Genomic DNA, 15569 nt, shown 5'->3' with positions numbered 1-15569 from the left:
TCGTGACTGGTCAACTCGGCGGGCAATGGATCACTGCGACTGCCTAGATCGGTTGTCATGGTCCCGCGCGGTCTCGCATGGCCGGAGAATGTTGGTACTAGCGATCTCCGGCCTTCGGGACTGCTGCCCGGTTCGAGAGACTGACGTAGTGCAGGAGAGGCGACAACGGATCCGGTCCGCAGCCAGTCCGCAAGACATTCGTAGACAGCAGTCGGGAGCCAACGCATACCAACGTGATGTCCCAGGTCAGGGCCCTAGGTGGGGCTCCGCCGCAGGTCAAGATCGGGCCTCAGGCATTCCTGTTCAACGTGTGAGTGTGCCGTTGCCGCGGGCGAGGTGACTCGTCTAGCGCGTATGCCGGAAGGTCGGGCTCCGGAGAGCCCGACCTTCCGCGTTCCCGTGCCGACCTGGCACTGACTCCTGGTGACTCCTAGTTGCTCCGCGGCGGGGTGAGCTTGTCGAGGTCCAGGCTGATCTCGAAAGGCACGGGGCGCTTCAGGGTGCCCCGGAAGATGCCGGCGGGCGCGTAGGAGCCGGTGGGTTCGTCGAGTTCGTAGACGTGGACGACGGGGGCGCCGCCCTCGTCCTCGACGCACCAGTAGTGCGGGATTCCGGCCTCCGCGTACTTGCGGAGCTTGACCGTGCGGTCGCGGTGGGCGGATTCGGGGGAGACGACCTCGACGACGAGCCGGACCTCTTCCGATGCGAACCATGTGCGATTCGGGTCGTAGGGGGCGGTCGTCACGAGGAGATCCGGCTCCGGGCGGTTGCGTGCGTCAAGGCGGATCGTCATCTGCCGTTCGACCTCGAAACCGGCGGGCGCGGTCGCCATGAGTGCGGTGGTGAGGGAAGTGACGAGGTGGCTGTGCCACCACCGTTGGGGCGACAGGATGAAGACGAGGGCTCCGTCGATCAGCTCGGTGTGGCGGGGTGCCTCGGGGAGGCGGTCCAGGTCCTCCGCGAACCAGCCTTCCGCGCGCGGCGGGCGCATCCAGTCGGGCAGTCCGGTCATGGCTCGACCGTAGCGACTCGACGAGACCCGGGCCACGAGATCGTCAACGGGGCGACCGCCTCTCCTGCCGCCGGTGCTGAGGCTGTTGCGGCCCCCTTCCGCAGGCCCGTCGCAGCAGGTCAGGACGGTGCGCCGGTCAGGACCTCCACCTTGCCGGTGTCTAGCGAGTAGTAGGCGCCGACGACGGCGAGGGTGCCCTTGGCCACCAGGGGGGCCAGGTCCTGGTTGGAGCGCAGGTCGGTGGCGGTCAGTTTGACCTGGGCGCGGGCCATGGTGTCGACCGGGTCGGAGCCGCCTTGCCGGACCGTCTGCTCGTACGCCGGCCGCAGCGCCTTGACGATCGCCTGAAGGTTTCCGGGCAGCGGCTTTCCGTCGCGGAGGGACTTGTACGCCGCTTCGACGGCGCCGCACCGCTGATGGCCGAGCACCATGACGAGTGGCGTGCCGCTGGTCATCGGCCCGTACTCCACGGAACCCGTGACCACCGGGTCGATCGCCTCGCCGCCCGTACGCATCACGTAGAGGTCGCCGAGCCCGGTGTCGAAGAGGAGTTCTGGCGGCACCCGGGAGTCGATGCACGACAGGATCGCACCGAACGGTTCCTGGCCCTGGGCCACGAACTCGCGCCGGTCCGGGTCCCGGTCGGGGTGCCGGAGGTCGCCGCTCACCCAGCGCCTGTTGCCGGCCATCAGCCGTGCGAAGGCCCCGGCGGGCGTGGTCGGGCGCGGGCGCGCTTCCGGGGACGGGGTGCTCGCCAACGGGGCGGCGCTCGTTGCGGAGCACCCCGCGAGGGTGAGCGCGCCGACCGCCAGTCCGCCGGCGAGCAGTGCTCTGCGGTCCGGATGTCCGGCTCTTTCCATCGTCGTTCCCCTCAGTCCGCGAGACGCGTGCGTATGTGATGACCAGGGAGATTGTTCAGCGGGGCGCGGGCGCGCGGCGGCAGGCGCAAGCGGAACCGGGCTGATTTGCCACCGACGGCCCACAGCGGCACCACGCCCGCCCAGCCCCGAAGCAGAGGCACTCCTACACCCGCCCGCCGGGAGCAGAGGCACTACGCCCCGCTCGCCCCCCCCCGAAACCGAGGCACTACACCCGCCCACCCCCCGAAGGGGGGTGGGCGGCGGGGAAAAACCAATAGGGAGCGGAGGAAGGCAGGTTAGTCATTGGCCCGAGCAGGACGTGGGGCTGGAGGCCGGCGGACGGTCCTTCGACGCGGCGGCGTTGGACGGTGTGCGCGAGGCGAGGGCGGGGATCGATCTCTCCGTTTCTCCGTCTTTCCGTCGCTCCGTTGAACGCGGTATCGCCCGGTGCGAGCAGTGGCGCGGCCCGGCTGTGCGAACCGCCGAACCGCCGAACCGGCGAACTCACCCTTGCCCACCGGGCCGCACCCCGGCTCCCCGGCTCGCCGCCCTCCATGTCCGGACGGACAGCTGATCGCAGAGGGTGAACCTAGGAAGGTCCGCTGCCCTCGACGTTGGCAATCATCGTGCGGAGCACCTTGAGCGCGGCCACGTACTCCTCGTCGCTGATGCCCTGGTGGACCACGGCACGGAGCTCGGTCACCAGCTCGCGCAGCTGCGCTCTGGCGGCCTCCCCGGCATCGGTGAGGTGCAGGCGCTGCTCGGCGTCGGTCCCGAGCCAGCCACGGTGGAGCAACTGGTCGACGACCCGAGCGATCTCGTGCTGCCCGTCAGCAAGGGGGGTCAGCTGCCCGGCCACCTCCTCGCGGCTCGGCGCTGCGGCTGCGCCGTTCACGTGGTTGAGCACCCAGTACTGCGGCTGCGTGACGTCGATCCTGGCCATGGCGTCACGCAGATGCCGGGTGACGGCCTCGTGGGCCAGGCCACTCCAGTAGCCGACGGGCTGAGTTGCCAGCATGTCATCGGTGGCGGCCGGATCGGCCGGCGCCTGGTCGGTAGCGAGGCCGGTCAGCTGTCTCATGATCAGAACCTAGCGGGGAAAGACCTGGAAGAGGGTTGCCGGGTGGCCGCGGTAGCGTTCGCCGCCGGTGCGCAGCATCTGCTCGACGAAGGTGCGCGCGTAGGTGTGCGGGTCCTGGTCGGGGCCGCGCAGGCCCCTGATGTACGCGCCGTGGGCGGCCAGTGAGGCGACCGCGCGGTCGATGCCGGGGCCGACCTCGGCGGCGTGGGTGGGGTGCGGCGAGCCGGCCACCGCCACCCAGCGGACGCCGTTCCACGGGGCCAGGCCGCGGGTGTCGGCGAGTTCGGGGAAGATCCAGCGGTTGCCGGCGTCGCCCGCCGCGTCCAGGACGGCGCGGCCGACCACCCGGTGGTCCGGGGTGTTCCAGTGCACGCCGGCCCAGGTGTCGTGGTGGTTGAGGGTGATCAGCAGCTCGGGGCGGTGGCGGCGGATGGCCGCGGCCAGGTCGCGCCGCAGCGCCGTACCGGCCTGGACGGTGCCGTCCTGGTGGCCGTCGAGGAATTCGACGGTGTGGACGCCGACGAGTGCGGCGCCGGCCCGCTGCTCGGCCTCGCGGACCTGCGCGCACTCCCTCGGTGCCAGTCCGTCGATCCCGGCCTCGCCGCGGGTGACCAGGAGGTAGCTGACCTCGCGGCCCGCAGCGGTCCACTCGGCGACCGCGGCCGCGGCGCCGTATTCGAGATCGTCGGGGTGGGCGACGACGGCGAGGGCGCGCTGCCAGTCCTTGGGCATGGGGGAGAGGCGGGGTTCGGCGGGCATGGTGCTGGCTCCCTTCCGGCGTCCGGGTCCGTGGCGAGCTGGGCCGGCGGCTGCCTCGCCCCGTACGGATCGATCGTGACACGTGGGGGTGGCGCTCTCGGGGAGGTGAGGCGTGGGGTGTGGGTGAGGTGGAGGTGGCTGCGGGGAGTGCGGTTCCGGCGTGCTGGATGCGGGGCTGAACTGGGTTTCATCACATCAGGTGAATAAATGGCCCAAGGTTGCGGACGGCAACGCGCGGTTGCCACGCTGTTGCTGACCGTCAAGCTGTTGGGAGGGGCATGTGCCTTTCGGTGAGCAGCCCGCGTACCTCCGCGTCGCCGGCGACCTGCGCCAGAAGATCGTCGACGGGGTGCTGCCCCCGCACACCCGCCTTCCCTCCCAGGCCCGGATCCGCGAGGAGTACGGCGTCTCGGACACCGTCGCGCTGGAGGCGCGCAAGGTCCTGATGGCGGAAGGGCTGGTGGAGGGCCGCTCGGGGTCGGGGACGTACGTACGGGAGCAGCCCGTCCCGCGTCGCATCGCCCGGGCCGGATTCCACTCGGTCGGTGGCTGTACGCCGTTCCGGCAGGAGCAGACGGACGAGCGGGTGCGCGGCACCTGGGAGTCCAACAGCGAGCAGGAGGCCGCGAGTTCGGTGACCGCGGCCCGGCTGCGCATTCCGCCGGGGGCCAGGGTGATGCGGACCCGCTACGTCTTCCGGGCGGAGGGCGAGCCGGCGATGCTCTCGACGTCCTGGGAGCCCTTGGACGTGACGGGGCGGACGCCCGTGATGCTGCCGGAGGAAGGGCCGTTGGCGGGGCGCGGAGTGGTGGAGCGGATGGCGGCCATCGACGTGGTGGTGGACAACGTCGTCGAGGAGGTCGGGGCGCGGCCCGCGCTGGCCGAGGAGGCGATGGCGCTGGGCGGGGTGCCGGGGCACGCGGTGCTGGTCATCTCGCGTACGTACTGCGCGGGCGGCCGGCCGGTCGAGACGGCCGATGTCGTCACGCTCGCGGACCGCTACCGGGTGGCGTACCACCTGCCGGTGAAGTGACCGGGGACGAGCGGTGACGCTCGCGCGACCGGGGGTGTGCGGCCCGGTCCCGGAGGAGCGGCCCGTCCGGTGTGACGGGCCCGATCCTGCATGACCGGGACATAACGGACCTGTGGGGTGGCCTGGTCCCCGCGTCGCCGATCCTGTCCCTGAGTGGCCGGTTCGGTCCCCGTTGTGGGGGTCCGGGGTCGCGAAGAGGGCGGATGTGAAGGCCGTGTACCGGATCCGTAGGTGCCTTTGGTTCCCGGCGTTACGTCCCCTTTGTCGGGATATGTCCGTACGTGACCCTCGGATCTTGGTGTTGGAAACCTCACAGAGCCTCAACTGGGCGGGTCTTTTTGTCGAGAGCGGGCAGCCGATCTTCGGATTCGCTCTTACGATGGCGAAGTTTGTGCACGGCACGGGGGAAGACCAGGAGACCAGCACGTGAGCACGACGAATACCGAGGGTGCGGAGCAGGGTTCGCATTCGAATTACCGTCGGTCCCTCGGGACCATCGCCCTGACCGCCACTGGTCTCGGTTCCATCATCGGGTCGGGCTGGCTCTTCGGTGCCGAGCGCGCCGCGGCCATCGCCGGTCCGGCCGCGATCGTCGCCTGGATCATCGGCGCGCTGGTCGCGCTCACCATCGCGCTCACCTACTCCGAGCTCGGTGCGATGTTCCCCAAGGCCGGCGGCATGGTCCGTTACGGCCAGTACTCGCACGGCTCGCTCGCCGGCTACCTCGCGGCGTGGGCGAACTGGATCGCCATCGTCTCGGTGATCCCCGGTGAGGCCACCGCCTCCGTGCAGTACATGAGCTCCTGGGACTTCGGCTGGGCGCACGCGCTGTACGACGGCAAGGAGCTGACCGGCACCGGCGTCGGACTGGCCAGCATCCTGCTGATCTTCTACTTCTTCCTCAACTGGTTCGCGATCTCGCTGTTCGCGAAGACCAACACCGCGATCACGGTCTTCAAGGTCGTGGTGCCCGTGCTGACCGCCAGCGCGCTGATGATGGCGCACTTCGACACCGGCAACATCACCCACCACGGCGGCTTCACCCCCAACGGCTGGAGCTCGGTCTTCACCGCCGTCGCGGTCTCCGGCATCGTCTGGGCCTACAACGGCTTCCAGTCGCCGCTGAACCTCGCCGGTGAGGCCCGCAACCCCGGCCGGTCGCTGCCCAAGGCGGTCGTCTGGTCGATCCTGATCGCGCTGGTCATCTACGTCGCGCTCCAGGTCGCGTTCCTGATGGCGGTCCCCGGCGACAAGCTGGGTGCCGGCGGCGGCTGGGCCGGTCTCGGCTTCAACTCGCCGCTCGCCGACCTCGCTGTGGCCTGGGGCCTGAACTGGCTGGCGCTGCTGCTGTACTCGGATGCCTTCATCTCGCCGTCCGGCACCGGCATGATCTACGCCGCCACCACCTCCCGCATGATCCACGGTGTGCAGGAGAACGGCCATCTGCCCGGCGTCTTCGGCAAGGTGGACAAGAAGACCGGTGTGCCGCGTCCGGCGCTGCTGCTCAACCTCGTGATCGCGTTCCTCTTCCTCGCGGTCTTCCGCGGCTGGGGCTCGCTCGCCGAGATCGTCTCCGTCGCCACGGTCATCTCGTACATCACCGGGCCGGTCGCCGTGATGTCGCTGCGCCGCATCTCGCCGGACCTCAAGCGCCCGGTCAAGCTGCGGGCGATGCCGATCGTCGCGCCGGTCGCGATGATCTTCGGTTCGCTGGTCCTGTACTGGGGCCGCTGGCCGCTCACCGGCAAGGTCATCCTGATCATGGCCGTCGGGCTGCCGGTCTGGGCCTGGTACGAGATCGGCAAGCCGCTGACCCAGGGCCGCAAGCCGTGGGCGGCGCTGCGCCCGCACCTCAAGGCCGGCGCCTGGATGGTGGCCTACCTGCTGGTCATGGCCGCCGTCTCGTACATGGGCGGTAAGGAGTTCGGCGGTAAGGGCTACCTGCCGGAGGGCTGGGACATCGTCCTGGTCGCCGCGATCGGGCTGGCCTTCTACTTCTGGGGCGTGCGCAGCGCGTGGCGCAACCCGTCGCTGCTGCAGGCCGAGCGCGAACTGGCCGCGGAGAGCGACGCCGAGGCGGCGGCCGCGGCCGAGACCGACGAGGCCAAGGCGCATGCCGGGGCCTGAGTCGAGCGGCGACGTCCCTCCCGGGGCGTGCGCGCCCTAGCACATCACCACAAACCGCCCGAGGCATTGGGCAAAACCGGCCACTCGCAGGTCGTTTCCGGTTCGCCGGAGGCCCGCGGGTGGCCGGTTCGGTATCTCTTTGTGTAAATCCATATCCGGTGAGTGAAGGTCGGGCGTACGCTCGGGCATATGCGGATTGCGATTTCGGCATCAGCAGACCAGGGGCGCGCAACGGCGCGCTGTGCGGCGGACGGAGGGGCGCAATGACCGAGGGTGGGGCGGTGCTCCCCTGGCTCGTCATCCGCCAGGACGAAGGCGGCAACCGGTACCGCGTCGGTCGCTATGCCACCCGGGCGGAGGCGGAGCGGGTGGCCGACCGGCTCGACACCCGCGGCCGGCGGCAGCTCTACGTGGTCGAGAAGGTCGACCGCGCGACGACCTGAGAGGCGGCGGGCGGGAAGCGGGACGGGGGCGGGGGACGTAGGCTGCCGCGCATGACGACGGTGCGCGTAGTGGTGGGCGGAGCGGTGTGCGAAGGCGGGCGGCTGCTGGCCGCACGGCGCAGCGCGCCGCCCGCGCTGGCCGGCCGCTGGGAGCTGCCCGGCGGCAAGGTGGAGGACGGCGAGACGCCCGAACGGGCGCTGGAGCGCGAGCTGCGCGAGGAGCTGGGCGTCGAGGCGGCCGCCGGGGAACGCATCCCGGGGGAGTGGGTGCTGCGGCCCGGTTACGTCCTGCAGGTGTGGACGGCCCGGCTGGTGTCCGGGGTGCCGCGGCCCCTGCAGGATCACGACGAGCTGCGCTGGCTGCTGCCCGGCGAGGAGTCACAGGTCGACTGGCTGGACCAGGACCGTCCCGCGGTGGCCGAGGCGATGCGCCGGCTGGCGGGGGCGACCGGCGTACGGCCGTAGCCCGCGGCAGGCGGGGAGACCGGGTGCCGAGCGCGTACGGTGCCGCGTCCGCCCCTGTCCGCGCCCCGCGTACCCCGTCCCCTCCGTCGCGCCCGGCCGTCCACCCCTCGGGCACCCTCGCCCCCTTATGCGCCATTTGTGGCACAGTGCACCGTTGAGGGCGGTACCGAGAGCGCGATACCGGGTATGTCCTGGTTGAGCCCTTCAATGTGGGCAATCCGAGGGGCATGCCATCGGGCTGGGATGTGATCGGCGTGAGCGACAGCGCAGCGGCAGGGGTCCCGGAACCCGGCACCCCCGGCGCCCGCAAGCGCAGTGTGGCCACCGGTTCACCCGTCGCCGAATGGAGCTTCCCGGCAGACCCCGGCGCGGTGCGCACCGCCCGCACGATGGTCCGCCGGGTGCTGCACGACTGGGGAGTGAACGGCGCCGCCGATGTGGCCGTACTACTCGTCAGCGAGCTCGTCACCAACTCCCTGCGCTACGCCAGCGGGCCGATCGGAGTCCGCATGGTGCTGCTGAGCGCCGGCGGGCTGCTCGTCGAGGTCTCCGATCCGCTGCCCGACCCGCCGCAGGAGCGCACCGCCGCCCCGGACGACGAGGGAGGCCGCGGATTGCAGCTGGTCGCGTGCAGTTCGCGCCGCTGGGGGACCCGGCGCGGAAAGAGTGGCAAGACAGTGTGGTTCGAGCTGTCGGTGGCTGGTTAGGAGACAGGTGGGGTCCTGATCGTTGCCATTTCATCGACATTTTGTCGATGGGCTGCGATCGAGACTGTGCTGTGATCGTGAAGACCGTGTTCCGGATAGCCGAGGTGCTGGATACTCAGGCTGGTCCGGTCCGGGCACGATGAGCTGGAGGGGACGGGGCTCGTGAGCGACATGTCATCTGGCGGGGCAGAACCCGCGCAGGCCGAGGGTCAGGGCGGTGTGGACGGCCCCGGCGACCCAGGTGGCCGTCCGCCCCTGCGCGAGCCGCAGGGCCCGCCCGTATGGCAGAGCAGCCGGCCCGGCTCCATCTACGACTACATCCGGGTGGCCTCCTTCTCGCTCGGCCCCGACGGGCGGATCGAGCAGTGGAGCGAGCGCGCCGAGCAGCTCCTCGGCATCCCCGCCCGGTATGCCCTCGGCAAGGACCCCGTCGAAGCCTTCGTGCCCAGCGAGTTGCGGGAGACCGGCCGCCGCAAGGTGTCCGAGATCCTCGACGGCCGCGAGTGGACCGGCCTGGTCCCCTATCGCAGGGACGAGAGCGGACCGGCCGACGGGCTCGCCGAGATCTACGTGATGCCCTCCCGCAACGAGGACGGCGAGCGCGCCGCGGTGTGCGTCGTCGTCGACGTCCGGGCGCTGCGCGGCATCGAGACCGACCTGGCCGCCTCGCAGGCCGTTTTCGGTCAATCTCCCATGGGCTTCACCCTGTTCGGCACGGACCTGAAGCTGCTGCGGGTCAACGCGCGCTTCGCCACGGTCTTCGGCGGCCCGGCGAGCAAGTACCGCGGCTGTACCCCGCACGACTTCCTGCCGCGGTCCGAGGCAGACCGGATGGCGGCCGCGCTGCGCCGCGTCCTGGACACCGGCGAGCCGGTCACCGAGATGCAACTGGTCGGCCTGGTACCCGGCGAGGAGGAGCGCCGCCGCTGGTCGGTGTCGCTCTACCGGCTGCACGGCGCCAGCGGCCGCCCCATCGGCGTCGCGGCGCTCGCCGCCGACGTCACCGGCCGCCGCCGGGCCGAGCGGGAGGCGGCCAACGCCCGCCGCAACCTCGCCCTGCTCAACGAGGCGGGCGCCCGGATAGGCAACTCCCTCGACCTGGAGACCACCGCCCGCACCCTCCTGGACGTCGCCGTCCCGCAGTTCTGCGACCTGGCGTCGGTCGACCTCTACCAGGGCCTGCTGGCCGGTGACGAGGCGCCGCCCGGCATGAGCGACGGCAGCGCCGAACTGCGCCGGGTCGCCTTCGCCAGCGCGGTCTCCGACGCCCCGTTCGCCGCCGACGCCGGCGGGTCCCCCGAGGACACCCCGGTCGCGGTCGGCGCCGTCCACCGCTACCCGTTCAACTCCCCCTGCGCGGGCGCCCTGCGCACCGCCCAGGCGCAGATCATCCCCGGCCGGGAGAGCGACGACGGGCCGGAGCTGGGCGCCGTGGTGCACTCCACCCTCGCCGTCCCGATGGTCGCCCGGGACACCGTCGTCGGACTGGTGCAGTTCTCCCGCACGAAGGGCAGCGAGCCGTTCGGGGAGCGCGACACCGCGCTCGCCGTCGAACTGGCCGCGCGCGCCGCGGTCTGCATCGACAACGCCCGCCTCTACCGCCGCGAACACGAACGCGCCCTGATACTCCAGCGCAGCCTGCTGCCGCCCGGCGACCCGGAGGCGGCCGGCCTCGACATCGCCTGCCGCTACCTGCCCGGCACCACCGCCACCGAGGTCGGCGGCGACTGGTTCGACGTCATCGAACTCCCCGGCCACCGCACGGCGCTGGTCGTCGGCGACGTGATGGGCCGCGGGCTGCGCGCCGCCGTCGCGATGGGTGAACTGCGCACCGCCGTACGGACCCTGGCGCTGCTGGACCTGGAGCCGGCCGAGGTGCTCTCGGCGCTGGACGAGATCGCCCGCGGGCTCGGCGGCAGCGGCGACGGCCGGCCCACCGCCGGGGCCGGCCGCGGCCGGCCCGGCTCCGCCCGGGGCGCGCTGGACTCCGGCCGCTCCGCCCGTACCGCCGACCTCTCCGAGGTCTACCTGGCCACCTGCGTCTACGCCGTCTACGACCCGGTCACCCGGCGTGCCACCTTCGCCAACGCCGGGCACCTGCCGCCGGTGCTGGTCGAGGACGGCGAGGACGCGCTGCTGCTCGACGTGCCGCCGGGGATGCCGCTGGGCGTCGGCGGCGAGCCGTTCGAGGAGATCGAGGTGGAGCTGCCGGACGGGGCGCTGCTCGCGCTGTACACCGACGGCCTGGTGGAGTCCCGCCATCACCCGCTCGACGAGGGCCTGCAGGCGTTCCGGGCGGCCCTCTCGGACGCCGGGCGCGCGCTGGAGGACGCCTGCGATCACGTGCTGAGCGCGCTGGACACCTCGCACGGCGAGGACGACATCGCGCTGCTGATGGCGCGGGTGCACGGGCTGCCGAAGGACGCGGTGGGTGACTGGAGCCTGGCCCCGGAGGCCCGCTCGGTGGCCAGGGCCCGCGAACTGGCCCGCGAGCAGCTCCTGGACTGGGGCCTGCAGGAGCTGGTCGACACCACGGAGCTGCTGGTCAGCGAGCTGGTGACCAATGCGCTGCGGCACGGCCACGGCGAGATCCGGCTGCGGCTGCTGCTGGACCGCACGCTGGTCTGCGAGGTCTGGGACGCCGATCTGGCGCAGCCGCGCCGCCGCCGCGCCCGCGACACCGACGAGGGCGGCCGCGGACTCCAGTTGGTGGGCCTGCTCAGCCAGGGCTGGGGCAGCCGCCGGACGCCGCGCGGCAAGACCGTGTGGTTCGAACTCGCCCTGCCGGACGGGGAGTCGACGGTCAAGGACCCGACGGAGGCACTGCTGAGCCTGTTCTGAGCGCGGCGTCGGGCGCGGGGGCCGCCCGCGTCCGGCGGTAGTGCTCAGGCGGCCCGGACGCGCGCCGCCGCCCGCTCCGCCTCGCGGACCACCCGCGCGGTGTCCACATGCAGCAGTTCCCCGCGGGACTTGCGCAGATGCCCGTCGACGTACACGTCGCTGACGTTCGGCGGCTGCCCGTTGAGGACGATCTGGCTGGTCCAGTCGAAGCGCGGGGCGAAGTTGAGCGTGCCGGGGTCCAGGACGACGACATCGGCGCGCTTGCCGGGTGTCAGCGACCCGATCCGGTCCGCCATGCCGAGGCATTCGGCGCCGCCGAGGGTCGCCATCCGGAGCACGGCCGGGAGGGTGGGGTGGATCCCGGCGTCCTCGTGCCGGGCACGCTGGAGCCCGACCGCCGCCTTCATCACGTTGAACATGTCCGAGGTGTCGTTGGTCCCGCCGTCGTGGCCGAGCGCGGCCCGTACGCCGTGCCGGTGCAGTGCGGGCAGCGGCATGATGCCGGAGGCCAGCCGCATGTTGCTGAGCGGGCAGTGGGCGACCCGCACGTCGTGCTCGCCGGTCAGGGCGATCTCCTCGCCGGTGAGGTGGATCGCGTGGTTCATCAGCAGGCCGGGGCCGAAGGCGCCGGCCTCGCGCAGCGCGCGGATCGGGTCGTCGCGGCGGTCGTCGCGGTGTTCCAGGACATGGGAGTTGAGCATCACGCCCAGGTCGCGGGCGAGTTCGCGGCACTGCCGCAGCTCGTCGCGCACCGTCATCCCGGCGTGCACCGCCACCTGGGCGGAGGCCAGCGGCAGCGGGTCGAGGAGGTTCTTCTTGACGTCGGCGACGAGGGCGAGGTCGGCGGCCTTCTGGCAGGCCGCGTAGACGAAGCGCGGTCCGGCGTCGTCCAGCGCCCGCACGTACGCCTCGCTGGTGGTGTACGGGATGGGGTGCACCCAGTCGACGACGGTGGTGACGCCGGCCTGGAGGGCGTCCAGGGCGGCCAGGTGGACGAAGCGGTACATGTCCCGGGCGTCGATCCTCGGCAGGGTCGCGCGGTTGCAGCCGGACAGCCAGCCGTTGAGGTCCGAGGTGGCGCAGCCGCCGCGGATGGCCGCCTGCCACAGGTGGTTGTGCAGGTCGACGAAGCCGGGCAGGACGATCTTGCCGCCGGCGTCGACGATCCGGGCGCCGGGCGGGGCGTCGAGGCGCCGGCCGACGGCCTCGATCGCGCCGTGCCGCAGCAGGAGGTCGACGCCGTTCTCCAGCGTGCCGAGCGGGCCCTCGCCGAGCCGCGGGTCCATGGTCAGCACCAGGTCGGCGCCGCGCAGCAGGGTGGTCCGCCTGCTGCCCGGGGCCTCCTCCGGTGCGGCGGGCCGGTCACGGCGCCCGTCGGGTACGCCGGTCGCGGCGGCCAGCGGGACGCCGCCGAGACCCGCGAGCACCCGCCGCCGGCTCAGTTTCATTCCGTACGACGCCGGATCTTGTTCCCGAGCCACACCAGCGGGTCGTACTTGCGGTCCGCGGCCCGCTCCTTCAGCGGGATCAGCGCATTGTCGGTGATCTTGATGTGCTCGGGGCAGACCTCCGTGCAGCACTTGGTGATGTTGCAGAAGCCCAGCCCGTGCTCGTCCTGGGCGGAGGTCTTGCGGTCGATACCGGCCTCCGGCGCCGCGTCCAGCGGATGCATGTCGAGCTCGGCGATCCGCATCAGGAAACGCGGCCCGGCGAACGCGGCCTTGTTCTCCTCGTGATCACGCACCACGTGGCAGGTGTCCTGGCACAGGAAACACTCGATGCACTTGCGGAACTCCTGCGAGCGCCCGACGTCCTCCTGCTGCATGCGGTACTCGCCGGGCGCCAGCTCCGGCGGCGGCACGAACGCCGGGATCTCCCGCGCCTTGGCGTAGTTGAACGACACATCGGTGACCAGATCGCGGATGACCGGGAACGTCCGCATCGGGGTGACCGTGATCGTCTCCGCACGGTCGAACACCGACATCCGCGTCATGCACATCAGCCGCGGCCGCCCGTTGATCTCCGCGCTGCACGAACCGCACTTGCCCGCCTTGCAGTTCCAGCGCACCGCGAGATCGGGCGCCTGCGTCGCCTGGAGCCGGTGGATGATGTCGAGCACCACCTCGCCCTCGTGCACCTCGACCGTGAAGTCCTTCAGGCCCCCGGCGCCCGCCTCGCCGCGCCACACCCGGAAGTGCGCCTGGTAGGCGCCGGACCGCCCGGCCGGCCCGGTCCCCTGCTCTGCTGCCTGCGCCTCGCTCACCGGCTCAGCTCCTCGTCCGTCAGATACTTCGCCAGCTCGTCCTTCTCGAACAGTTCCAGCAGGTCGCGGCGGATCGGCGGGGTCTCCCGGCGGGAGAGCCGGATCTGCCCCAGCGCCGGGTCCGCGGCCCGCGAGTCGCCCTGCGGATCGGCGAGCCGGCAGACCAGATTGATGTTGCGCCAGCCGCGGTCCATCGCCGGATGGTCGTCGCGGGTGTGCCCGCCCCGGCTCTCCTCGCGCTCCAGCGCCGCCCGCGCCACACACTCGCTGACCAGCAGCATGTTGCGCAGGTCGAGCGCCAGGTGCCAGCCCGGGTTGTACTGCCGGTGCCCCTCGACACCGGCCCGCCGGGCCCGCACCCGCAGATCGGCCAGCCGCTTGAGCGCCTCGTACATCTCGCTCTCCCGGCGGATGATGCCGACCAGGTCGTTCATCGCCTGCTGAAGCTCCTGGTGCAGGGTGTACGGATTCTCCGCCGGGGCCCGGTCGCGGACCGCGTCCGGGCCGGTGTCCGTGCCGGTCTCGGCGCTGAAGGGGCGCAGCGCCTCCGCCTCCGCGGTGTCGATCTGCAGCGGGTCGGCCACCGGCCGGCCGGTCATCGAGGCCGCGTACCGGGCCGCGTGCAGTCCCGCCCGCCGGCCGAAGACCAGCAGGTCGGAGAGGGAATTGCCGCCGAGGCGGTTGGAGCCGTGCATCCCGCCGGCCACCTCGCCGGCCGCGAACAGGCCCGGCACGCCGATCGCCGCCGCGGAGTCCGGGTCGACGTCCACGCCGCCCATCACGTAGTGGCAGGTCGGGCCGACCTCCATCGGCTCGGCGGTGATGTCCACGTCCGCCAGCTCCTTGAACTGGTGGTGCATGGACGGCAGCCGGCGGGTGATCACCTCGGCCGGCATCCGGGTGGACACGTCCAGATAGACCCCGCCGTGCGGGGAGCCCCGGCCCGCCTTGACCTCGGCGTTGATGGCCCGGGCGACCTCGTCGCGGGGCAGCAGCTCGGGCGGGCGGCGGTTGTGGTCCGGGTCCTCGTACCAGCGGTCGCCCTCGTCCTCGGTCTCGGCGTACTTCTCCTTGAAGACGTCCGGGACGTAGTCGAACATGAACCGCTTGCCGTCGCTGTTGCGCAGCACCCCGCCGTCGCCGCGTACCGACTCGGTGACGAGGATGCCCTTCACCGACGGCGGCCAGACCATGCCGGTGGGGTGGAACTGCACGAACTCCATGTTGATCAGCGACGCCCCGGCGAGCAGCGCCAGCGCGTGCCCGTCGCCGGTGTACTCCCAGGAGTTCGACGTCACCTTGAAGGACTTGCCGATGCCGCCGGTGGCCAGCACCACCGCCGGGGCCTCCAGCACGAAGAAGCGGCCGGACTCGCGCTCGTAGCAGAACGCGCCGGAGACCCGGTCACCGTCCTTCAGCACCCGGGTGACCGTGCACTCCTGGAAGACCTTCAGCCGGGCGTCGTACGCGCCGAACTCCCGCTCGTCCTCCTGCTGGAGCGAGACGATCTTCTGCTGGAGGGTGCGGATCAGCTCCAGGCCCGTACGGTCGCCGACGTGCGCCAGGCGCGGGTACTCGTGGCCGCCGAAGTTGCGCTGGGAGATCCGGCCGTCGGGTGTGCGGTCGAAGAGCGCGCCCCAGGTCTCCAGCTCCCACACGCGGTCGGGGGCCTCACGGGCGTGCAGCTCGGCCATCCGCCAGTGGTTGAGGAACTTCCCGCCGCGCATGGTGTCGCGGAAGTGGACCTGCCAGTTGTCGTGTTCGTTGGCGTTGCCCATGCTGGCGGCGATGCCGCCCTCGGCCATCACCGTATGGGCCTTGCCGAACAGGGACTTGCAGATCACGGCTGTTCGCATGCCGGCTTCGCGGGCCTCGATGGCGGCGCGCAGCCCGGCGCCGCCCGCGCCCACCACGACCACGTCCCATGCCTGCCGGTCCACATGCGCCATCGGAGGGCACACCTTTCCTCAGTAGAAGC

Annotated in this window: 13 protein-coding genes; 6 read left to right on the top strand and 7 right to left on the bottom strand. The window is 71.7% G+C overall.

Translation table 11 applies throughout. The features are described 5' to 3' along the window. Positions 1–430 precede the first annotated feature (430 nt). The 4 genes from OO62_RS05840 to OO62_RS05825 all read right to left on the bottom strand — a co-directional run bounded on the left by OO62_RS05840 (position 431) and on the right by OO62_RS05825 (position 3712). A complete protein-coding gene (locus OO62_RS05840) occupies positions 431–1012 on the bottom strand; it encodes a Uma2 family endonuclease (RefSeq protein WP_033266135.1) in 582 nt (193 codons plus the stop codon). A 119-nt stretch (positions 1013–1131) separates the two neighbouring features. After that, on the bottom strand, positions 1132–1872 hold the full coding sequence (locus OO62_RS05835) for a carbonic anhydrase (RefSeq protein ID WP_206738427.1): 741 nt from the start codon (positions 1870–1872) through the stop codon (positions 1132–1134). A 589-nt stretch (positions 1873–2461) separates the two neighbouring features. Next, on the bottom strand, positions 2462–2953 hold the full coding sequence (locus tag OO62_RS05830) for a MarR family winged helix-turn-helix transcriptional regulator (RefSeq protein WP_033266134.1): 492 nt from the start codon (positions 2951–2953) through the stop codon (positions 2462–2464). Between the two features lie 9 nt (positions 2954–2962). Further along, positions 2963–3712, bottom strand: a complete 750-nt coding sequence (locus tag OO62_RS05825; RefSeq protein WP_033266133.1) for a PIG-L deacetylase family protein — start codon at positions 3710–3712, stop codon at positions 2963–2965. A gap of 280 nt (positions 3713–3992) precedes the next feature. On the opposite strand from OO62_RS05825, the gene OO62_RS05820 reads away from it, so the two are divergent. From OO62_RS05820 to OO62_RS05795, 6 genes are all read left to right on the top strand, one after another. After that, positions 3993–4745: a GntR family transcriptional regulator gene (locus OO62_RS05820; protein ID WP_033266132.1), complete on the top strand. Its 753-nt coding sequence runs from the start codon at positions 3993–3995 to the stop codon at positions 4743–4745. Positions 4746–5171: 426 nt separating this feature from the next. After that, positions 5172–6872 carry an APC family permease gene (locus OO62_RS05815; protein ID WP_033266131.1) on the top strand — a complete coding sequence of 567 codons (1701 nt, stop codon included), beginning with the start codon at positions 5172–5174 and terminating at the stop codon, positions 6870–6872. Positions 6873–7135: 263 nt separating this feature from the next. Next, complete coding sequence (locus tag OO62_RS05810) at positions 7136–7315, top strand: SPOR domain-containing protein (RefSeq protein WP_033266130.1); 180 nt, start codon at positions 7136–7138, stop codon at positions 7313–7315. A 51-nt stretch (positions 7316–7366) separates the two neighbouring features. Next, positions 7367–7780 (top strand): (deoxy)nucleoside triphosphate pyrophosphohydrolase, encoded by a 414-nt coding sequence (locus tag OO62_RS05805; RefSeq protein WP_180290211.1) that lies wholly within the window; start codon positions 7367–7369, stop codon positions 7778–7780. A gap of 245 nt (positions 7781–8025) precedes the next feature. Next, the gene (locus OO62_RS05800; RefSeq protein ID WP_033266128.1) at positions 8026–8487 is read left to right on the top strand and encodes an ATP-binding protein; all 462 of its coding nucleotides are present in this window, start codon (positions 8026–8028) and stop codon (positions 8485–8487) included. Between the two features lie 171 nt (positions 8488–8658). Further along, positions 8659–11328, top strand: a complete 2670-nt coding sequence (locus OO62_RS05795; RefSeq protein ID WP_228332664.1) for a SpoIIE family protein phosphatase — start codon at positions 8659–8661, stop codon at positions 11326–11328. Between the two features lie 44 nt (positions 11329–11372). Here OO62_RS05795 and OO62_RS05790 read toward each other — a convergent pair whose 3' ends face one another. The 3 genes from OO62_RS05790 to OO62_RS05780 are packed head-to-tail and all read right to left on the bottom strand — an operon-like array spanning position 11373 to position 15540. Then, entirely contained in the window at positions 11373–12776 is a 1404-nt protein-coding gene (locus OO62_RS05790; RefSeq protein ID WP_033266127.1) for an amidohydrolase family protein, read from the bottom strand. Then, positions 12773–13591, bottom strand: coding sequence for a succinate dehydrogenase/fumarate reductase iron-sulfur subunit (locus tag OO62_RS05785; protein ID WP_033266126.1), 819 nt, complete (start codon positions 13589–13591; stop codon positions 12773–12775). The genes OO62_RS05790 and OO62_RS05785 overlap by 4 nt, the downstream gene beginning before the upstream one ends. Then, positions 13588–15540, bottom strand: coding sequence for a fumarate reductase/succinate dehydrogenase flavoprotein subunit (locus OO62_RS05780; protein WP_033266125.1), 1953 nt, complete (start codon positions 15538–15540; stop codon positions 13588–13590). The genes OO62_RS05785 and OO62_RS05780 overlap by 4 nt, the downstream gene beginning before the upstream one ends. Positions 15541–15569: the final 29 nt, after the last annotated feature.

It is taken from the genome of Streptomyces lydicus (genome assembly GCF_000717345.1).
GTDB lineage: Bacteria > Actinomycetota > Actinomycetes > Streptomycetales > Streptomycetaceae > Streptomyces > Streptomyces lydicus.
Note: the sequence above shows the minus strand (reverse complement) of the source record. Positions and strands in the feature narration are given on the sequence as shown.